Source organism: Streptomyces sp. NPDC046303, from assembly GCF_055588085.1.
Window position 1 is genome coordinate 12,467 of the sequence record NZ_JBVJFA010000007.1, and the last position, 18,523, is coordinate 30,989.

Annotated in this window: 16 protein-coding genes and 1 riboswitch; of the genes, 7 read left to right on the forward strand and 9 right to left on the reverse strand. The window is 74.1% G+C overall.

What is annotated here, in order from left to right; translation table 11 throughout:
* Positions 1 to 10 precede the first annotated feature (10 nt).
* Positions 11 to 3,628 carry a cobaltochelatase subunit CobN gene (cobN, locus tag ACZ6I1_RS09520; protein ID WP_469284991.1) on the reverse strand — a complete coding sequence of 1,206 codons (3,618 nt, stop codon included), beginning with the start codon at positions 3,626 to 3,628 and terminating at the stop codon, positions 11 to 13.
* A gap of 53 nt (positions 3,629 to 3,681) precedes the next feature.
* Positions 3,682 to 3,787: riboswitch (cobalamin riboswitch) on the reverse strand.
* 568 nt (positions 3,788 to 4,355) lie between these two features.
* Here cobN and ACZ6I1_RS09525 point away from each other — a divergent pair.
* From ACZ6I1_RS09525 to ACZ6I1_RS09535, 3 genes are read left to right on the forward strand one after another with little or no spacing between them, the layout of a single operon-like run.
* Positions 4,356 to 5,588, forward strand: coding sequence for a cobalamin biosynthesis protein CobG (locus ACZ6I1_RS09525; RefSeq protein ID WP_469284993.1), 1,233 nt, complete (start codon positions 4,356 to 4,358; stop codon positions 5,586 to 5,588).
* Positions 5,585 to 6,232 carry a precorrin-8X methylmutase gene (locus ACZ6I1_RS09530; RefSeq protein ID WP_469284995.1) on the forward strand — a complete coding sequence of 216 codons (648 nt, stop codon included), beginning with the start codon at positions 5,585 to 5,587 and terminating at the stop codon, positions 6,230 to 6,232. Before ACZ6I1_RS09525 ends, ACZ6I1_RS09530 begins: the two co-directional genes overlap by 4 nt.
* A complete protein-coding gene (locus tag ACZ6I1_RS09535) occupies positions 6,229 to 7,746 on the forward strand; it encodes a precorrin-2 C(20)-methyltransferase (protein ID WP_469284998.1) in 1,518 nt (505 codons plus the stop codon). The genes ACZ6I1_RS09530 and ACZ6I1_RS09535 overlap by 4 nt, the downstream gene beginning before the upstream one ends.
* A 151-nt stretch (positions 7,747 to 7,897) precedes the next feature.
* Here the strand turns inward: ACZ6I1_RS09535 and ACZ6I1_RS09540 are convergent, their stop codons facing one another.
* The 6 genes from ACZ6I1_RS09540 to ACZ6I1_RS09565 all read right to left on the reverse strand — a co-directional run bounded on the left by ACZ6I1_RS09540 (position 7,898) and on the right by ACZ6I1_RS09565 (position 13,161).
* Complete coding sequence (locus ACZ6I1_RS09540) at positions 7,898 to 8,290, reverse strand: hypothetical protein (RefSeq protein WP_469285000.1); 393 nt, start codon at positions 8,288 to 8,290, stop codon at positions 7,898 to 7,900.
* A gap of 65 nt (positions 8,291 to 8,355) precedes the next feature.
* Positions 8,356 to 9,165: a cobalt-precorrin-6A reductase gene (locus ACZ6I1_RS09545; RefSeq protein ID WP_469285002.1), complete on the reverse strand. Its 810-nt coding sequence runs from the start codon at positions 9,163 to 9,165 to the stop codon at positions 8,356 to 8,358.
* Positions 9,155 to 9,904, reverse strand: coding sequence for a precorrin-4 C(11)-methyltransferase (gene cobM / locus ACZ6I1_RS09550; protein WP_469285005.1), 750 nt, complete (start codon positions 9,902 to 9,904; stop codon positions 9,155 to 9,157). Before cobM ends, ACZ6I1_RS09545 begins: the two co-directional genes overlap by 11 nt.
* On the reverse strand, positions 9,901 to 11,154 hold the full coding sequence (gene cbiE / locus ACZ6I1_RS09555; RefSeq protein WP_469285007.1) for a precorrin-6y C5,15-methyltransferase (decarboxylating) subunit CbiE: 1,254 nt from the start codon (positions 11,152 to 11,154) through the stop codon (positions 9,901 to 9,903). Before cbiE ends, cobM begins: the two co-directional genes overlap by 4 nt.
* A gap of 286 nt (positions 11,155 to 11,440) precedes the next feature.
* Positions 11,441 to 12,097 carry a TetR/AcrR family transcriptional regulator gene (locus tag ACZ6I1_RS09560; protein ID WP_469285010.1) on the reverse strand — a complete coding sequence of 219 codons (657 nt, stop codon included), beginning with the start codon at positions 12,095 to 12,097 and terminating at the stop codon, positions 11,441 to 11,443.
* A gap of 119 nt (positions 12,098 to 12,216) precedes the next feature.
* On the reverse strand, positions 12,217 to 13,161 hold the full coding sequence (locus ACZ6I1_RS09565; protein ID WP_469285011.1) for a trypsin-like serine peptidase: 945 nt from the start codon (positions 13,159 to 13,161) through the stop codon (positions 12,217 to 12,219).
* A gap of 198 nt (positions 13,162 to 13,359) precedes the next feature.
* On the opposite strand from ACZ6I1_RS09565, the gene ACZ6I1_RS09570 reads away from it, so the two are divergent.
* The gene (locus tag ACZ6I1_RS09570; RefSeq protein WP_469285013.1) at positions 13,360 to 14,409 is read left to right on the forward strand and encodes a phosphatidylinositol-specific phospholipase C domain-containing protein; all 1,050 of its coding nucleotides are present in this window, start codon (positions 13,360 to 13,362) and stop codon (positions 14,407 to 14,409) included.
* A gap of 18 nt (positions 14,410 to 14,427) precedes the next feature.
* Here ACZ6I1_RS09570 and ACZ6I1_RS09575 read toward each other — a convergent pair whose 3' ends face one another.
* Complete coding sequence (locus ACZ6I1_RS09575; RefSeq protein WP_469285014.1) at positions 14,428 to 15,351, reverse strand: aldo/keto reductase; 924 nt, start codon at positions 15,349 to 15,351, stop codon at positions 14,428 to 14,430.
* A gap of 67 nt (positions 15,352 to 15,418) precedes the next feature.
* On the opposite strand from ACZ6I1_RS09575, the gene ACZ6I1_RS09580 reads away from it, so the two are divergent.
* Positions 15,419 to 16,414 (forward strand): ArsR/SmtB family transcription factor, encoded by a 996-nt coding sequence (locus tag ACZ6I1_RS09580; RefSeq protein ID WP_469285016.1) that lies wholly within the window; start codon positions 15,419 to 15,421, stop codon positions 16,412 to 16,414.
* A 39-nt stretch (positions 16,415 to 16,453) separates the two neighbouring features.
* On the opposite strand, the gene ACZ6I1_RS09585 is transcribed toward ACZ6I1_RS09580, so the two are convergent.
* Positions 16,454 to 17,401: an ion transporter gene (locus tag ACZ6I1_RS09585; protein WP_469285018.1), complete on the reverse strand. Its 948-nt coding sequence runs from the start codon at positions 17,399 to 17,401 to the stop codon at positions 16,454 to 16,456.
* 250 nt (positions 17,402 to 17,651) lie between these two features.
* On the opposite strand from ACZ6I1_RS09585, the gene pqqA reads away from it, so the two are divergent.
* Both pqqA and pqqC read left to right on the forward strand, forming a co-directional pair.
* Positions 17,652 to 17,756, forward strand: coding sequence for a pyrroloquinoline quinone precursor peptide PqqA (gene pqqA / locus ACZ6I1_RS09590; protein WP_469285020.1), 105 nt, complete (start codon positions 17,652 to 17,654; stop codon positions 17,754 to 17,756).
* A 58-nt stretch (positions 17,757 to 17,814) separates the two neighbouring features.
* Positions 17,815 to 18,510 carry a pyrroloquinoline-quinone synthase PqqC gene (gene pqqC / locus ACZ6I1_RS09595; protein WP_469285022.1) on the forward strand — a complete coding sequence of 232 codons (696 nt, stop codon included), beginning with the start codon at positions 17,815 to 17,817 and terminating at the stop codon, positions 18,508 to 18,510.
* Positions 18,511 to 18,523 lie beyond the last annotated feature (13 nt).

Sequence of the window (18,523 nt, forward strand, 5' to 3'; positions counted from 1 at the left end):
GCTCCGACGGTTACTCCGCTTCGCCCTCCAGGTTGCCTTCCGTGTCCAGGTAGACCTGGCGGAGGGATTCGAGGATCTGGGGGTCCGGCTTCTCCCACATGCCGCGGGACTCGGCCTCCAGGAGGCGTTCCGCGATGCCGTGCAGGGCCCAGGGGTTGGCCTCCTCGAGGAAGGCGCGGTTCTCCGGGTCCAGGACGTACGTCTCCGTGAGCTTGTCGTACATCCAGTCCGCGACCACGCCCGTCGTGGCGTCGTAGCCGAAGAGGTAGTCGACCGTGGCCGCGAGCTCGAAGGCGCCCTTGTAGCCGTGGCGGCGCATCGCCTCGATCCACTTGGGGTTCACGACGCGGGCGCGGAAGACGCGCGAGGTCTCCTCGACCAGGGTGCGGGTCTTGACCGTTTCCGGGCGGGTGGAGTCTCCGATGTACGCCTCGGGGGCCGTGCCGCGCAGGGCGCGGACGGTGGCCACCATGCCGCCGTGGTACTGGAAGTAGTCGTCCGAGTCGGCGATGTCGTGCTCGCGGGTGTCCGTGTTCTTCGCGGCCACCGTGATGCGCTTGTAAGCCGTTTCCATCTCGTCGCGGGCCGGGCGGCCCTCCAGACCGCGGCCGTACGCGTAACCGCCCCAGACCGTGTAGACCTCCGCGAGGTCGGCGTCCGTACGCCAGTCGCGGGAGTCGATCAGCTGGAGGATGCCGGCGCCGTACGTGCCGGGGCGCGAGCCGAAGATACGGGTCGTGGCGCGGCGTTCGTCACCGTGGACGGCCAGGTCAGCCTGGGCGTGGGCGCGGACGAAGTTGTCGCCGGCCGGCTCGTCCAGGGACGCCGCCAGCCGGACCGCGTCGTCCAGGAGTCCGATGACGTGCGGGAACGCGTCGCGGAAGAAGCCCGAGATGCGCAAGGTGACGTCGATGCGGGGGCGGCCGAGTTCGGCGAGGGGGATGGGTTCCAGGCCGGTCACGCGGCGCGAGGCCTCGTCCCACACCGGGCGGATGCCGAGCAGGGAGAGGGCTTCCGCCACGTCGTCGCCCGCCGTGCGCATCGCGCTCGTGCCCCAGAGGGAGAGGCCCACAGAGGCCGGCCACTCGCCGTTGTCCGTGCGGTAGCGGGTGAGGAGGGACTCCGCCAGCGCCTGGCCCGTCTCCCACGCGAGGCGGGAGGGGACGGCCTTGGGGTCCACCGAGTAGAAGTTGCGGCCCGTCGGAAGGACGTTGACCAGGCCGCGGAGCGGGGAGCCGGAAGGGCCCGCCGGAATGAACGAGCCGTCCAGGGCCGCGACGACGTGCGCGATCTCGTCCGTGGTGCCGGCCAGCCGCGGGACCACCTCGCGGGCCGCGAAGGACAGGACCGCCGCGACCTCCGGGGAGTGGCCGGCCGCGACCGCCTCCACGGCGTCCAGGGACCAGTTCGCGTCCTCCATCGCCTGGACCAGGGCGCGGGCCCGCTCCTCGACGGCGTCCGCCGAGGTACGGGTGGCCGCCGACTCGTCGAGGCCCAGGGCCTCGCGCAGGCCCGGAAGGGCCGTCGTACCGCCCCAGATCTGCCGGGCGCGCAGGATGGCGAGGACCAGGTTGACGCGGGACTCGCCGGTCGGGGCGCCGCCCAGGACGTGCAGGCCGTCGCGGATCTGGGCGTCCTTGACCTCGCACAGCCAGCCGTCGACGTGCAGGAGGAAGTCGTCGAAGCCGTCGTCGTCGGGGCGTTCGGCCAGGCCCAGGTCGTGGTCGAGCTTCGCGGCCTGGATCAGGGTCCAGATCTGGGCGCGGATCGCCGGGAGTTTGGCCGGGTCCATCGCGGAGATCTGCGCGTACTCGTCGAGGTGCTGTTCCAGGCGGGCGATGTCGCCGTACGACTCCGCGCGCGCCATCGGCGGGACGAGGTGGTCGACGAGCGTCGCGTGGACGCGGCGCTTGGCCTGGGTGCCCTCGCCCGGGTCGTTGACCAGGAACGGGTAGATGAGGGGAAGGTCGCCGAGGGCCGCGTCGGGCGCACAGGAGGCGGACAGGCCGGCGTTCTTGCCCGGGAGCCACTCGAGGTTGCCGTGCTTGCCCAGGTGGATCATCGCGTCGGCCCCGAAACCGCCGTCCTCGGTGCGCGCCTGGATCCAGCGGTACGCGGCCAGGTAGTGGTGGGACGGCGGGAGGTCCGGGTCGTGGTAGATCGCGATCGGGTTCTCGCCGAAGCCGCGCGGCGGCTGGATGAGGATGAGGAGGTTCCCGCGGCGCAGCGCCGCCAGGACGATGTCGCCCTCGGGGTTGGAGGAGCGGTCGACGAACATGGTGCCGGGGGCCTCGCCCCAGTGCTCCTCGACGCTCGCGCGCAGGTCGGCGGGGAGTTCGGCGAACCAGCGCTTGTAGTCGGCGGCCGGGATGCGGACCGGGTTGCGGGCCAGCTGCTCCTCGGTGAGCCAGTCCTGGTCGTGGCCGCCGGCCTCGATCAGGGCGCGGATCAGCTCGTCGCCGTCGCCGGACACCAGGCCGGGGACCTCCGGGAGCGGGCCGAAGTCGTAGCCCTCGGCGATCAGGGTGCGCAGGAGTTCCACCGCGCTCGCCGGGGTGTCCAGGCCCACCGCGTTGCCGATGCGGGAGTGCTTGGTGGGGTACGCGGAGAGGACGAGGGCGATCTTCTTGTCGCGGCGCTCGATGTGGCGCAGGCGCGCGTGGCGTACGGCGATGCCGGCCACGCGCGCGGCGCGCTCGGCATCGGCCACGTAGGCGGGCAGGCCGTCCTCGTCGAGCTCCTTGAAGGAGAACGGGACGGTGATCAGACGACCGTCGAACTCGGGTACGGCGACCTGGGTGGCGGCGTCGAGGGGGGACAGGCCCTCGTCGTTCTCCTCCCACGCGGAACGGGAACCGGTCAGGCAGAGGGCCTGGAGGATCGGCACGCCCAGGGCGGCGAGGGCGCCGGCGTCCCAGGACTCGTCGTCACCGCCGGCGGAGGCGGTGGCGGGGCGGGTGCCGCCGGCCGCGAGGACCGTCGTGATGACGGCGTCGACGCCGGACAGCGCGGCGAGGAGCTCCGGCTCCGGGGCGCGGAGGGAGGAGACGTACAGGGGGAGCGGCTGGGCGCCGTGGGCCTCGATCGCCTCGCACAGGGCGTGCACGAAGGCGGTGTTGCCGCTCATCTGGTGGGCCCGGTAGTAGAGCACGGCGATGGTGGGGCCGGCCGACGTGTGGGGCGCGCGCTCCAGGGGGCCCCAGGTGGGGGCGGCGGCGGGCGGCTCGAAGCCGTGGCCGGTGAGGAGGACCGTGTCGGAGAGGAAGCGGGCCAGCTGGTCGAGGTTGGCGGGGCCGCCGTGCGCGAGGTAGCCGTGGGCCTCGGCCGCGATGCCGATCGGCACCGTGGAGGCCTCCATCAGCTGGGCGTCCGGGGCCTGTTCGCCGGTCAGGACCACGACCGGGCGGGTCTGGGCGGGGGCGAGGAGGAGGTCGAGGCCCTCCTGCCAGGCGCGGAGGCCGCCGAGGAGGCGTACGACGACCAGGTCGACGCCGTCGAGGAGGCCGGGGAGGTCGTCGAGGGGAAGGCGGGAGGGGTTCGCGAACCGGTACGGGACGGGACCGTCGGCCGTGTTCGCGGCACGGGCGCTGAGCAGATCGGTGTCGGACGTCGACAGCAGCAGGATCATGCGGCGGCAGGCCTTCCTCGGGGTTTCCGCGCCCCGGGCAGTGAGGACGGCGGGAGTTCCTGACTCACCCCGGCCGAGCGGGTCGCTCCGCGGGGTTCACAGTGGCGGGACCGCGCCGGAATTGCACCGGGCTTCCTCCCATGTCGCCGTCCTCGGCGATGGCGGGCCGTGTGGCGCCGCCGGGGATCATCCTACGGGGGGCGGTGCCCTTGTCGGGAGGGTGGGGGTGTTCGGCTTCCGGCCGGTGCGGGGCCGGGCGTTGCCGGGTGGTGGTGGGTGCGGCGCCGTTGCGGGGGCTCCGCCCCCGGGCCCCCGCGCCTCAAACGCCGGCGGGGCTGGATTGGGCTCGGCGCGTGGGGAGGGGGGCTGGGCGTTGCGGGGTGGTGGTGGGTGCGGTGCCGTTGCGGGGGCTCCGCCCCCGGGCCCCCGCGCCTCAAACGCCGGCGGGGCTGGATTGGGCTCGGCGGGGCTGGATTGGGTCGGCGGGGCGGGAGGGGTTTGGCGGGGCTGGATTGGGCTTGGCGGGGCGGGAGGGGTTTGGCGGGGCTGGATTGGGCTCGTGGGGCGGGGTTGGCTCGGTGGGGGGAGAGGGCTTGGCGGGCTGGGTCGGATGGGGTGGGGCTGGAGGGGGAAGGTGGGGCTGGAAGGGGTTTGGTGGGGGTGGATTGGGCTGGTCGGAGGGGGTGGCGTGGTGACGGACACAGGTCGGGGGGAGGGAATCGTAGGTATGCTCGCCGCCATGTCACAGCCCCCTGCCGCCGCATCGCGGGACGAGCCCGTCATACGGGAGCGCGGTGACGCCTGCCCCGGCGCGCTGCGGCTGCACGCGGCCGACGACGGGTTCCTGGCCCGTGTGCGGATTCCCGGCGGGCTGCTCAGCGCGTCGCAGGCCGCCGCGCTGGCCGTGGCCGCCGACCGGTTCGGGGACGGGCACCTGGAGCTGACCTCGCGTGGGAACGTGCAGCTGCGCGGGCTCCCCGACGGCTGCGGCGCCGGGCTCGCCGAGTTGCTCGACGCGGCCGGGCTGCTGCCCGCCCCGTCCCACGAGCGGGTGCGGAACATCGTCGCCACCCCGCTCGCCGGCCCCGGTCCGGTGCGGGCGCTGGACGCGCTGCTCTGCGCGGACCCGAGGGCCGCGGCCCTCTCCGGGCGGTTCCTGTTCGCCGTCGACGACGGGCGGGGGGACGTGGCCGCGCTCGAACCCGACATCACCCTCCTCGGCCCCGACGCGGACGGCCGTACGCTGCTGCGCCTCGGCGCGGCCCGCGACGCCGTCGAGGTCGCGGAAGGCGACGCTCCCGCGGCTGCCCTGGTGGCCGCCCACCTGTTCCTCGACGCCGCCGCCGAGGCCGGTACGCGCGCCTGGCGTGTCGTCGAGTTGCCCCCGGAACACGCCTTGGAAGGCGAGGAGTTCGTGCGCCGGCTCGCTGCCTCGGGCATCGCCGCGCGGTACGTGCCCGACGCGCCCCGGCCGTACGCCCCGCCGCCCGCGCCCGGGGCGCACGGGGACGCGCGGTGCGTACTGGTCCCGCTCGGGCGGCTCACCACCGCCCAATGGCGGACCCTGCCCGGCGAGTTGCGGATCACCCCGTGGCGCAGCATCGTCATCGGCGGCGACGCCCCGGCCGTCCACCCCGGCCTGGTCACCGAGCCCGACGACCCCTGGCGGTCCGTCACCGCCTGTACCGGAAAGCCCGGTTGCGCCAAGTCCCTCGCGGACGTGCGCGCCGACGCACGGGACGTCGTACGCCGGACCCGCGGAGCACTGCCCGTGCACTGGTCCGGGTGCGAACGCCGCTGCGGGCATCCGCGCGGCACCGCCTGGGTGGACGTGGTCGCGACTCCGGGCGGATACCGGGTCGGCGCCCCCGGCCGGCCCGCGCGGCACCCCGTACCGGTCCCCGAACTTCCCGCGGTCCTCGCGGACGCCCGCATCGATCCCGACGTAGTGAAGAAATGAGCGAGTACACAGTGTTCGAGTACGAGAAGGACGGCGCCGCGATCTACCGCCAGTCCTTTGCCACGATCCGCGCCGAGGCGGACCTCTCCGGGCTGCCCGCCTCCGTCGCCCAGGTCGCGGTGCGCATGATTCACGCCTGCGGGATGACCGACCTGACCAAGGACCTGGGGTACACGCCCGAGGTGGTGCTGCGGGCCCGCGCCGCGCTCGAGGCGGGGGCGCCGATCCTGTGCGACGTGCAGATGGTCGCCAGCGGGGTCACCCGCAAGCGGCTGCCCGCCGACAACGACGTCATCTGCACGCTGTCCGACCCGGCCGTGCCGGAGCTCGCCGCGAAGATGGGGACCACGCGCAGTGCCGCCGCCCTCGAAGTGTGGCGCGACCGCGGTCTGTTGGAGGGCTCGGTGATCGCCGTCGGCAATGCGCCGACCGCGCTGTTCCGGCTGCTCGAGATGATCGAGGAGGGCGCCCCGCGCCCCGCCGCCGTCATCGGCGTGCCCGTCGGCTTCATAGGCGCCGCCGAGTCGAAGGACGCCCTCGCCGCGCACCCCTCCGGGCTCGACCACCTGGTCGTGCGCGGCCGGCGGGGCGGCAGCGCCATGGCCGCCGCCGCGCTCAACGCCATTGCGAGCGTGGCCGAATGAGCGGGAACGCCGTCAAGGCCGACAAGGCCGGCAAGGGCAGGCTGTACGGGGTCGGGCTGGGCCCCGGCGATCCGCGTCTGATGACCCTGCGGGCCGTCGAGGTGATCGGCGCGGCGGACGTCGTCGCCTATCACAGTGCGCGGCACGGGCGGTCCATCGCCCGGTCGATCGCGGCGGAGCACCTGCGCGAGCACCACATCGAGGAACCGCTGGTCTATCCGGTCACCACCGAGACCACCGACCACCCCGGGGGCTACCAGGGTGCGATGGAGGAGTTCTACGAGTCCGCCGCCGCCCGGCTGGCCGCGCACCTCGACGCCGGCCGGACCGTCGCCGTGCTCGCGGAGGGCGACCCGCTCTTCTACAGCTCGTACATGCACATGCACAAGCGGCTCGCGCACCGCTACGCGACCGAGGTGATCCCCGGTGTGACGTCGGTGAGCGCCGCCGCCGCCCGGCTCGGCACCCCGCTCGTGGAGGGTGAGGAGGTGCTGACCATCCTCCCCGGCACCCTGCCCGAGGAGGAGCTCACCGCCCGCCTCGCGGCCACCGATTCGGCGGTCGTGATGAAGCTCGGCCGGACCTTCCCGGCCGTGCGCGGGGCGATGGAGCGCAGCGGCCGGCTGGCCGAGGCCCGCTACGTCGAGCGCGCCACCATGGCCGGCGAGCGGACCGGGGTCCTGGCGGACACCGACCCGCAGTCCGTGCCGTACTTCGCCGTCGCCGTCGTGCCCAGCCGGATCGGCAACCCGGGCAGCGTGCCGTCCGGCCCCGGCGAGGTCGCCGTCGTCGGCACCGGACCCGCCGGGCCGCTGTGGCTGACCCCCGAGACCCGGCGGGCGCTGGCCGACGCCGAAGTGCTCGTCGGGTACACCACCTACCTGGACCGGGTGCCGGTCAAGCCGGGCCAGATCCGGCACGGCTCCGACAACAAGGTGGAGTCCGAGCGCGCCGAGTTCGCCCTCGACCTCGCCCGGCGCGGACAGCGGGTGGCCGTGGTCTCCGGGGGCGACCCCGGGGTCTTCGCCATGGCCACGGCGGTCCTGGAGGTCGCCGGCCAGGCCGAGTACAAGGACGTGCCCGTACGGGTCCTGCCGGGGGTGACCGCGGCCAACGCGGCGGCCGCCGCGGCCGGCGCTCCGCTCGGCCACGACTACGCCACCATCTCCCTCTCGGACCGGCTCAAGCCGTGGGAGGTCATCGCGGAGCGGCTGCGCGCCGCGGCCTCGGCGGACCTGGTCCTCGCCCTGTACAACCCGGGTTCGAAGAGCCGGACCTGGCAGGTGGCGAAGGCCCGCGAACTGCTGCTGGAACTGCGCGCCCCGGAGACCCCGGTGGTCGTCGCACGGGACGTGGGCGGGCCGGAGCAGTCGGTGCGGACGCTCACCCTCGCCGAACTGGAGCCGTCCGAGGTGGACATGCGCACACTCCTGCTGATCGGCTCCTCGCAGACGCAGGTCACCGAGCGGGCCGACGGCTCGCGGATCACGTGGACGCCGCGCCGGTACCCGTGACCGGTACCCGTGACCGGTACCCGTGACCGGTACCCGTGACCGCTACCCGTGACCGGTACCCGTGACCGGTACCCGTGACCGGTACCCGTGACCGGTACCCGTGACCGGTACCCGTGACCGGTTGACGTGACCCCGCCGACCGGTACCCGGCCTACGGGAGCGGCGGCAGGGTCACCTTCGGGATCGACGGGTCGTTCGGGTCGAACGGCGTCGGCGTCCACGGCTCGATCGGGGGCTTGGGCGGTGCCGGCGGCGGGGTGGGGCCGCGGTAGGGGTTCTGCGGCACCGACGAGGTGCGCTGCGCGGCCGGCCGGGAGGTTCCCGCGGTCGGCCGCCGCGACTCCTGCGCCTTCGGGGGGTCCGCAGTGGCGGCGGCCGAGGGCGCTTGGGTGGGCGACGGCGACGCGGGGGAAGCCGTCGGCGACCCGGAGGTCTCGGCCGGGGCGGCCGGTGCGGTCGTCGCCGGAACCGCGGCCGGTTTCCCGGCCGGTCCGCCGCCCGAACACCCACCGGCCAGGAGGCCGCCCACCAGCAGGGCCGCCATCGCCCCCGAGATTCTGCCGCCGGACCCCAACGCCCGCCCCCTTCGCGCTTCGCACATCTGAACGATCAGTGCGCGTGATCGTAGCGCAGCCTGCGCAGGGCCGCGGCCACCGAGCCCACCTCCACCACGCCCTCCGGGACCGCGGGCCGGCGTACGACGAGGACCGGGACGCCCGCCTCGCGGGCGGCGGTGAGCTTCGGAGAGGTGGCCGAGCCTCCGCTGTCCTTGGTGACCAGTACGTCGATACGGTGGCGGGCGAGCAGCTCCCGCTCGTCGGCGAGGGTGAACGGGCCCCGGTCCAGGAGGACTTCGAGCCGCGGAGGCACGGGCGCGGCCGGTGGATCCACGGAACGCACCAGGAACCAGGTGTCGGTGAGGTGCGCGAAGGCGTGCAGACCCATCCGGCCCGTGGTGAGGAAGGCGCGGGTGCCGAGAGAGGGCAGCAGCGCGGCCGCCTCGGCGAGGGTGTCCGCGAAGGTCCACTCGTCGCCCGGCTGCGGAGTCCACCCGGGGCGGCGCAGCGCCAGCAGCGGGACCCCCGAAAGGGCCGCCGCCCCGGCCGCGTTGAAACTCATCCGCTCCGCGAACGGGTGCGTCGCGTCGACCAGGTCGGTGACCCCGTGCGTGGTGATCCACCGTGCCAGCCCGGCGGGCCCGCCGAAGCCGCCGATCCGGGTCTCGCCCGGCGGCAGCACGGGGGCGGCGACCCGCCCGGCGAGCGAGGTCGTCACCCGGATCGCCTCCGGCGCGGAGGGCAGGTCCGGGCCGTCGGCGTCCGCCCCGCCCGTCAACGCCTCCGCGAGGCGGCGGGCTTCGGTCGTGCCGCCCAGGATCAGGACGTGCCGGTCCGGCGCGCGGCCCGGTTCAGCAGACATGCCGGTCGCGCTCGGGGGAGTACAGGTGGCTGTCGCGGAACTGCTCGGCGCCCAGCGTGCGGCCCACCACGATGACCGCGGTGCGGACCAGCCCGTGCTCCTTCACCCGGTCCGCGATGTCGGCCAGCGTGCCGCGCAGGATCAGCTCGTCGGGGCGGCTGGCCATCGCCACCACCGCCACCGGGCACTCGGCCCCGTAGTGCGGCAGCAGTTCGTCCACGACCCGGTCCACGTAGCGCGTGGCCAGGTGCAGCACCAGCAGCGCGCCGCTGCGGCCCAGGGTGGCGAGGTCCTCGCCGGGCGGCATCGGGGTGGCCTGCTGGGCGATGCGCGTCAGGATCACCGTCTGGCCGACGGTGGGGACGGTCAGCTCCCGCTTCAGCGCGGCGGCCGCGGCGGCGAACGCCGGAACGCCCGGGACGACCTCGTAGGGGATGCCGGCCGCGTCGAGCCGCCGCATCTGCTCCGCGACGGCGCTGAAGATGGACGGGTCGCCGGAGTGGAGCCGCGCGACGTCCTGGCCCGCCGCGTGCGCCCGTACGCACTCGGCGACGATCTCGTCCAGGTTCAGCTGCGAGGTGTCCACCAGCCGCGCGTCCGGCGGGCACTCGGCCAGCAGTTCGCGCGGGACCAGGCTGCCCGCGTAGAGGCAGACGGGGGCGGCGGCCAGCGTCCGGGCACCGCGCACCGTGATCAGGTCGGCGGCGCCGGGGCCGGCGCCGATGAAGTACACGGTCATGTCTGGTCCTGATCCTTTTCCTTGGTAACCGACCACTGGGTGACGGGCATCGCCTGCCGCCAGCCCGTGAAACCGCCGACCGGCACCGCGTGCGCGACCGAGAGCTTCACCAGTTCGCCGCCGTGGCGCCGGTAGCGGTCGGTGAGGACCGCCTCCGACTCCAGGGTCACGGTGTTGACCACCAGCCGGCCGCCGGGGGCCAGCGCCGCCCAGGCCGCGTCCAGCAGTCCCGGCGCGGTCAGCCCGCCGCCGATGAACACCGCGTCGGGGGCGGGGAGTCCGTCGAGCGCGCCGGGTGCCGCGCCGACCACCACGCGCAGGCCGGGCACGCCGAGCGCCGCGGCGTTGCGGGTGATGCGGGCCGCCCGCTCCGGTACGCGCTCCACCGCCACCGCCCGGCACGAGGGGTGCGTGCGCATCCACTCGATGCCGATGGACCCCGAGCCGCCGCCGATGTCCCACAACAGCTCGCCCGGGGCGGGGGCCAGCGCGCACAGGGTCGCGGCGCGCACGCGGCGCTTGGTGAGCTGACCGTCGTGCTCGTACGCGGCGTCCGGCAGGCCGGGGGTCGCGCCGAGCCGGGGCGCCGGGTGGGCCGGGTCCCGGCGGCAGTCCACGGCCACCACGTTCAGGGGGTCGCCCGGCGGGTGGTCCCAGCCGTCGGCGAGGCCCTCGTACGCGTCCTCGCGCTCGGAGCCGAGCTGTTCCAGCACCCGGATCCGGCTCGGGCCGAAGCCCCGCTCCCGCAGCAGAGCGGCGATCTCGCCGGGGGACGCGGCTCCGGCGCTGAGCACCAGCACCCGCCGTCCCTCGTACAGGGCGCCCGCGAGCCGGGACACCGGGCGCCCGACGACCGTGACCACCTCGGTGTCCTCCACCGGCCAGCCCAGGCGGGCGCAGGCGTACGAGACGGAGGAGGGGTGCGGATGGACCGCGAGGGCGTCCGGGCCGAGTTCCTGGGCGAGGGCGCGGCCGATCCCGTAGAACATCGGGTCTCCGCTGGCCAGGACCGCGATCCGGCGGCCCGCGTGCTCGGCCATCAGCTGGGGAACGGCCGGCCGCAGCGGGCTCGGCCACGCGACCCGCTCACCGGGGCACGGGCCGGCCGGCAGCAGGTCGAGCTGGCGCGGCCCGCCGATCAGCACCTCGGCGGAGGAGAGCGCGGACCGCGCGGCGGCGGTGAGTCCGGCCCAGCCGTCGGCGCCGAGGCCGACGACCGTGACGGGTATGGGGGGCGGTGCGGAGCTCACTGCGCGGTACCTCGGAACGGGAGGGGAACGGGGGAGGGAAGCGGAAGACGTGCGGACCGCAGCCTACTGGCCTGCGCCTACGCCTGCCCGGACGGCCCCCGCTCCCGGCCCCGCCCGGGGCGCCCGCGGGACACCGGCGCGCCCCCGTCCGCCCCCGGGACGCTTCCGGGCGCCCCGGGCGGGACCTGACCGCGCTCCGCCCGGCGCCCGACACTCGGTGCCATGGACGACACTCCGGACAACCACCCAGGATCCACGGCCCGCCGGAAGGCCGTGCGGCGCGTGCCTACGGCTGGTCGGGCTCGGGACCGGGCTCGGCGTCGGGATCGGGACCGGGTTCGGGACCGGGATCGGGGCGCAGGGAGCGCCAGATGAGCTCCGGGAGGTGGCGGGCGGCTTCCGGCAGGTCGATCTCGTAGGTGCTGGACAGCCAGCGGCGGGCCGCCTCGGTGAGGGGGCCCATGACCATGACCTCGATCACGGGGGCCGGGAGCGGCGCGATCTCGCCGCGCTCCATCCGCACCTTCAGCCACTGCATGATGGCCCCGAACTTCTCCGCCTTGGCCGCGGCGATCTCCTCCGCGTGGCCGACGATGTATCCGGAATACGCCGAAGCGTGCAGGAACAGGGCGACGTCGCGGTGCTCCTGGGTGAAGCGCAGATAGGACGTCACCCAGGACTGCACGCCGGTGCGGGCGGTCCGGCAGCGGATCAGGGCGGCGGTCATGTCCTCGCACAGCTGGTCCATGCACCGGATGTAGAGCGCGGCGGCCAGGCCGTCGAAACTGCCGAAGTGGTGGTAGAGGCTGCCCGGGCTCACCCCGCTGGCCGAGACGACCGCGTTCACCGTGAACCCCTGCTGGCCGGACTCGGCGAACACCCGCAGCGCAGCGGTCAGGAGCTGGTCGACGGTGGCCTCGCCGCGTTGCTGCTTAGGAGACATCCCGGTCCCGTCGGTGTGCGTGGGTTTCGGCAGGCAAACCTTCCCGGCCACAGCACGGGCGACACCTGAAAATAGACAGTCGTTCTAGAAAGACGGTCCGGTATCGGCTCCGAGGCGCGCTAGGAGGCCGTGGCGCGTTCGTACAGGGCCCGGACCGCGTCGCCGAAGTAACTGCTGTACGAGGTCTCCTCGTCGCCCCCGCCGTCGCGGCCGCCGATCACCCCGATCAGCGTGTGCCCGTCCGTCAGCACCGGACCGCCACTCGTGCCGTTCGGCACGTCCGCGCAGTCGAAGCGCAGCTGCGTCGGCCCCGCGGCGCGGGCCGTGTTGCGGCAGTCCAGCGGCTGCTCGGAGCCGTTGGGATAGCCCACGAGCCGTGCGGGCAGGGGCAGTTCGGGCCGGAAGGCGATGGTCTCGGCTCCCGTGACGTCCTCCAGCCGCTGGCCCGGGTAGCCGGGGCGGCGCAGCCGGATGAAGGCGATGTCGTGGTCGGGGTCCTGGTCCTCGCTCCAGCGCGGGTCCACGTCGATCCGGGTGGGTACCCAGATCCCGTACGGAGCCACGCCGTCCTGGTAGCCGGGGGCGAAGGCCAGGTTGGTGCGGAAGCCGCCGGAGTACACGCAGTGGGCGGCGGTGGCGATCAGGTCGCGGTGCGGGGAGCGGACCACCACGGCCGAGCAGTGGTGGTCGGGGTCGCCGTCGGTGCCGGGGGAGAAGAGCGCCCCGACGGCCGGCTCGGCCTGCGCGGGCCGCGCCTCCAGCGGGTCCGAGGGCTGCCACCCGTCGGACCGCCAGTCCGGCGAGGAGCCGACGCCGGCGAAGGCCTTGCCGTCCGTCGGAGGGTTCGGGTCCTCGCGGACGATCCCGTCCAGCACGGCGGCCGCCGTCCGGTCGGCACGCTCGGGGTCCTGCTGGTAGACGCCCCGCGCCGCGTCCCCGTCCGCGCGGTTCGCGACCAGGCCGCGCAACTCCCAGAGGTACCACCCGCCCACGACGGCGACTGCGCCGAGCACGGCGACCAGCACGGCGGCCCGTACGGCCCGCCCGTGCACCTTGCTGACCATGTGGTTCTCCCCCCGCAAACGCGTCCCGGCTCCTCGTTCGATGGGGAGAGGCGAGGGTCGGGTTCCGCAATCCGGACGTGTCCGTCCTCACAGCGGCTCCCCGGCCGTCCGCACGTCACTCCCCGGTCTTCCATGCGTCATTCAACTCCCCTACGCTCCAGGCGACTTGAGCCGCACTGGAGCGACAGGAGCCGAAGCATGAGACTGCGGAACCGGATGGCGGGCGCGGTGACGGCGGGACTGGCGGCCGCCGCCCTCGCACTGGGCACGGCCCCCGCCGGCGCGGCGGGTGCCTCCGACGGGCTGTCCTACGCGGGATCGACCGGAGTCGGCGTGCACAACGCGTACGAGAAGGTCAAATACCCCTACTTCGCGGACGCCCTCGACTCGGGCGCCGCCATGCTCGAGCTCGACGTGTGGACCAACTTCTTCGGCAGTTCGTGGCGGGTCTCGCACAACAACCCCTTCGGCAACGACAACAACTGCGAGAACGCCACCACCCCCGCCCAGTTGCGCACCAAGGCCCGCAACCAGAACCTGGCGGGCTGCCTCTCCGACATCCGCAGCTGGCACGACGCCCACCCCGGCCACCGGCCCGTCGTCCTCAAGCTGGAACTCAAGGACGGCTTCGCCGCCAACCTCGGCCGCGGCCCGGCCGACCTCGACGCGCTGCTGACCGCCAAGCTGGGCGACGCCGTCTACCGGCCCGGCCAACTGGCCGCGGGCCACCCCGACCTCGACACCGCCGCCCGCGCGGGAGCCTGGCCCAGCCGCGCCGGGCTCGCCGGGAAGTTCATCGTGGAGCTGATCCCCGGCACCGTCGAGGAGGGCAACAGCTCCGACACCCTGTGGACCGACCGGGAGTACGCCACCCACCTGCGCTCCCTCGCCGCCCAGGGCCGGCTCGGCCAGGCCGCGGCGTTCCCGGCCGTGCACCGGGCCGAGGCGGGCGACCCGCGCGTCGCCCGCTACGCCGATGCCTCCCTGCGCCCCTGGTTCGTGGTCTTCGACGGGGACGCGAGCGCCTACGCCGGGGGATCCATCGACACCGGCTGGTACGACCGCAACCACTACCTGGTGATCGCCACCGACGCCCACGGCGTCGCCCCGGCCATCGACTCCACCCGCCCGACGGAGGCGCAGGCCCGCGACCGCCTCGCACTCCTCGCAGGACACCACGCGTCCATCGTCTCCGCCGACTGGTACCCGCTGCCCCAGGTCCTGGGCACGGTCGTACCGCGCGGCTGACGCCGGGCGGCCACGTGGTCAGCTCCGGACGTCCTCGACTGTTCCGTGGCGGGGGAGGTCCAGGGCGCTGAGGTCCTCCCCGGACAGGCGCAGCGAGCCGGCGGCCACGTTCAGGGCGAGGTGCCCGGGGTCGCCGGTACCGGGGATGGCCAGGACGTGCGGGCCCTGGTGCAGGGTCCAGGCCAGCCGGATCTGGGCCGTGCTCACCCCGTGGGCGCGGGCGACGGCGAGCACCTCGTCGCCGTCGTCGGCGGTGGCGCCGGCCGTGCGTCCGGCGCCGGCGATCGAGTAGAACGGCACGAACGCGATGCGCTGTTCACCGCAGAGCTCCAGGAACTCCTTCTGCTGCGGTGACGCGCCGATGCCGTACATGTTCTGCACGCACACCACGGGCGCGATGGTCCGGGCCTCGGCGAGGTGGTGGGGGTGGACGTTGGACAGGCCCAGGTGGCGGATGAGCCCGGCCTCGCGCAGTGCGGCGAGTGCGCCGAAACGTTCGGCGATCGAGTCGGTGCCGACGATGCGCAGGTTCACCACGTCGAGGTGGTCGCGGCCGAGCTGGCGCAGGTTCTCCTCGACCTGGCCGCGCAGCTGCCCGGGGGTGGCGTGCGGCAGCCACTGCCCCGAAGGGTCGCGGCCGGGTCCGACCTTGGTGGTGATGACGAGGTCGTCCGGGTAAGGGGCCAGCGCCCGGTTGATCAGCTCGTTCGCGCTGCGCAGCGGGGAGAAGTAGAACGCGGCGGTGTCGATGTGGTTCACGCCGAGTTCGACCGCGCGGCGCAGCACGCCGATCGCCTGGTCGCGGTCGCGCGGGGCGGCGCCGGCCGCGAACGCCTCGCCGGTCTGGGGCAGGCGCATCGTGCCGAAACCGATCCGGTTGACCGTGCGGTCGCCGAGTTCCCAGGTGCCCGCTGCCGCCGCGTCGATCGTTTGTGAGGTCATGGCGGGATGATCTCTGCACGGTAGGCTGAGCCGCCATTGATTCACGCATGCCTGAATCCACGGGGAAGTGGTCGTCCTGGCGGAGCTGTCGTTCTCGGCAAGCGATCTGGCGCAGGTGCGGTTCGCCGTCTCGCCGATGTGGGAGGTGGCGCCCGGCTTCCGGCTGCTGCGGTCCCACGCCGCGCATCCCGTCCACCACACCTGGGCCGACCAGGTCAGGCCGCGTCTGGCGGCTGCCGGGCTGGACCGTGGCTGGCTCGCCGAGCTGATCCCGCCCACCGGCTACGTCCCCGACTTCCTCAACCCGGCCCCCGCCGGTCCGTCTCCCGCGCCGAAGGCGGAATGGGAGGCGATCCGGGCCGCGCCCGCCGACCGGGTACGCCAGGACCTCGACCACCTGGCCCGCCACCAGGGCGGCCTCGGCCCCCGGCTGCGCATGCTGCACGCCGACCCGGAGGCCCGCTTGGCCAAGGTCACGGACGAGCTCGAAACGTACTGGGAGCTGGCGCTGGCCCCGTACTGGGCCCGGATCCGGACCGTGCTGGACGCCGACGTCTTCCACCGGGCCCGCACGGTCGCCGAACACGGTGCGGGCCGCCTCCTCAACGACCTGCACTCCACGGTCAGCTGGGACGCGGGCGGGCTGCGGATCGCCCGCCGCAAGCAGCCGCTGACCCGCGAAACGGCCGGCACGGGGCTGCTCCTGATCCCCTCGGCCTTCACCGGACCCGGGCTGCGCACCCGCACGACACCGCCGGATCCACCGCAGCTCGCCTATCCCGCACGGGGTATCGGCACCCTGTGGCAGGCACGGCACACCACCCGGACCGACGCCCTCGCCGCCGTACTCGGCCGCTCGCGCACCCTGCTGCTGACCGAACTGGAGACCCCGGCCTCCACCACCCACCTGGCCCACCGCACCGGGCTCTCACCGGCCGGGGTATCGCAGTACCTCACCGCGCTGCGCGACGCGGGTCTGGTCAGCGCCCACCGTGCCGGCCGCTGCGTCCTCTACGCGCGCACCACTGCGGCCGAGACCCTCCTCAATGCCGCGTCCGCCTGACGTCCGGTCGCCGGCCCGGAGGACTTCCGCAGCCGACCGCTAGGGACCCGAGTGCGAGGCCTCCAGCTGCCGCGCCGGGGGCAGGTCCCCGCCGGGTCCGGCAGGTCCGCCGGGTCCGGCGGGTCCGGTGGCGAGGCTCGCCTCGATCTCGTCCAGCGCCCGGCGGGCGGTGGCGATCCGCTCCCTGACGTCCTTCGGGTCCGCGGGGTCAGGGCCGCCGCCGGGGGTCGGGGGCGGGGTCGGGCCGGCCGCCCGGCCCGCCTCCGCCTCGATCTCGCGCGCCTCGTCGAGGGAGTTCAGCACGACGCCGATCAGGACGTTCACCAGTACGAAGGAGGCGAGCAGGGCGTACGAGGCGTAGTAGATGATGCTGAGCCGGGAGATCTGCAGCCCGGCCCGCACCGCGTCGGTGAGCCCGTCCAGCGTGGTCAGCAGGAACAGGGTGAGCATGGCGCGGCCCACGGAGCCGTAGTGCTGCGGGTCCGACTCGGCGAAGCAGACCCAGCCGACCATGGCGTACACGTACAGCACCAGCGCGCCGACGAACAGGAAGCTGGCGGTGCCGGGCAGGCTGCGGCCCACGGCGATCAGCAGGATGCGCAGGTGCGGCAGGAAACGCGCGGTGCGCAGCACGCGGGCCAGCCGCAGCAGCCGCAGCAGGGTGGTGTTCTCGCGGACGAGCGGGAGGAAGGCGCAGACCACCACCGCGAGGTCGAAAAGGTTCCAGGGATCCCGGAAGAATGCTTTCGGCCGGTCCGCGTGCGCGCCCATCCGCAGCAGCATCTCCACCGTGAACACGATCAGGCAGGCGCCCTCCGCGGCCTCCAGCACCTGCCGGTACTCCCGCGCCGGCCCGCTGTACGTCTCCACGCCCATCAGTGCCGCGTTGAGCAGGATCACGCCGAAGACGGCCAGGCCGAAGGCGGGGGCCTCCGTCACCACCCGGCACCGGGCCGCCAGTTTCACCCGGCCGCGTCGGGCCGGCATCGGGACTCTCATCTTGCTCCTCGTACGCGTCTTCGCCGCAGGCCCGCGCCCGGCGGGGCGCGGTGGTCGTTCCTACTAACGGCACACACCCGATCGGGTTTCCGTCCGGTGTGCACGCCAACGCGCCGTGCCGCGGAGGGCCGCAGGGGTGAACGTGCGGGGTTAGGGGCGGTTAGGGGATCTGCGCCACCCCGGCCAGGCCGTAGGTTCCTGGCGGAAACCCGAAGGGCACCGAGCGAAGGAGCACCCCATGGCCGAGGTCCCCCAGACCCCCGAGGCGTGGACCACCCCGGACTTCATCGCGTACGAGACCGCGTTCGAGGTCACCGCGTACGCCGCGCGTCTGGAGAAGTGAACCCAATGGCGGCGGGCGGGAGTCCGGGCGACCGGCTCCCGCCGTGGCGGGAGAACACATGACGTCACCACTGGACGAGTCCGAGTTCATCAGCGCCCTGCGCGCGCTGTCCTCCTCCTACTGGGGAAGCCACCCCTTCCACCGGCGGCTGCACGCCGGCGAGCTCGACCGGCGGGCGCTGCGGCTGTGGGCCGCCAACCGCTGGTACTACCAGCGGATGCTGCCGCAGAAGGACGCGGCGATCATCAGCAACTGCCCGCTCCCGGACATCCGGAGGGTGTGGGTGGAGCGGCTGGCCTACCACGACGGGACCGCCGGGGACGAGGGCGGCATCGCCCGCTGGCTGCGGCTGTGCGAGGCCGTGGGGCTCAGCCGCGAAGAGGTGCTCGACGAGCGGCACGTGGTGCCGGGCGTGCGCTTCGCGGTCGACGCGTACGTGAACTTCGCCCGGACCAAGCCGTGGGCCGAGGCCGTGGCCTCCGGGCTCACCGAGATGTTCGCCGGGCACCTGATGACCCGCAGGGTCGCCGACATGCTCGCCCACTACGACTGGATCCGCCCCGCCGACCTGGCCTACTTTACGGACCGCATCGAGGCGGTGTCCGGTGAGGGCAAGGGCACCCTGGACATCGTCGTCCGGCACTGCGCGACACGGGAGCAGCAGGACGCGGCCGTCGCCGCGCTCCGGTTCAAGTGCGACCTGCTGTGGCTGATGCTGGACGCCGTCGAACGCGCCACCGCCACGGGCGCGTAGTGGCCGCAACCGC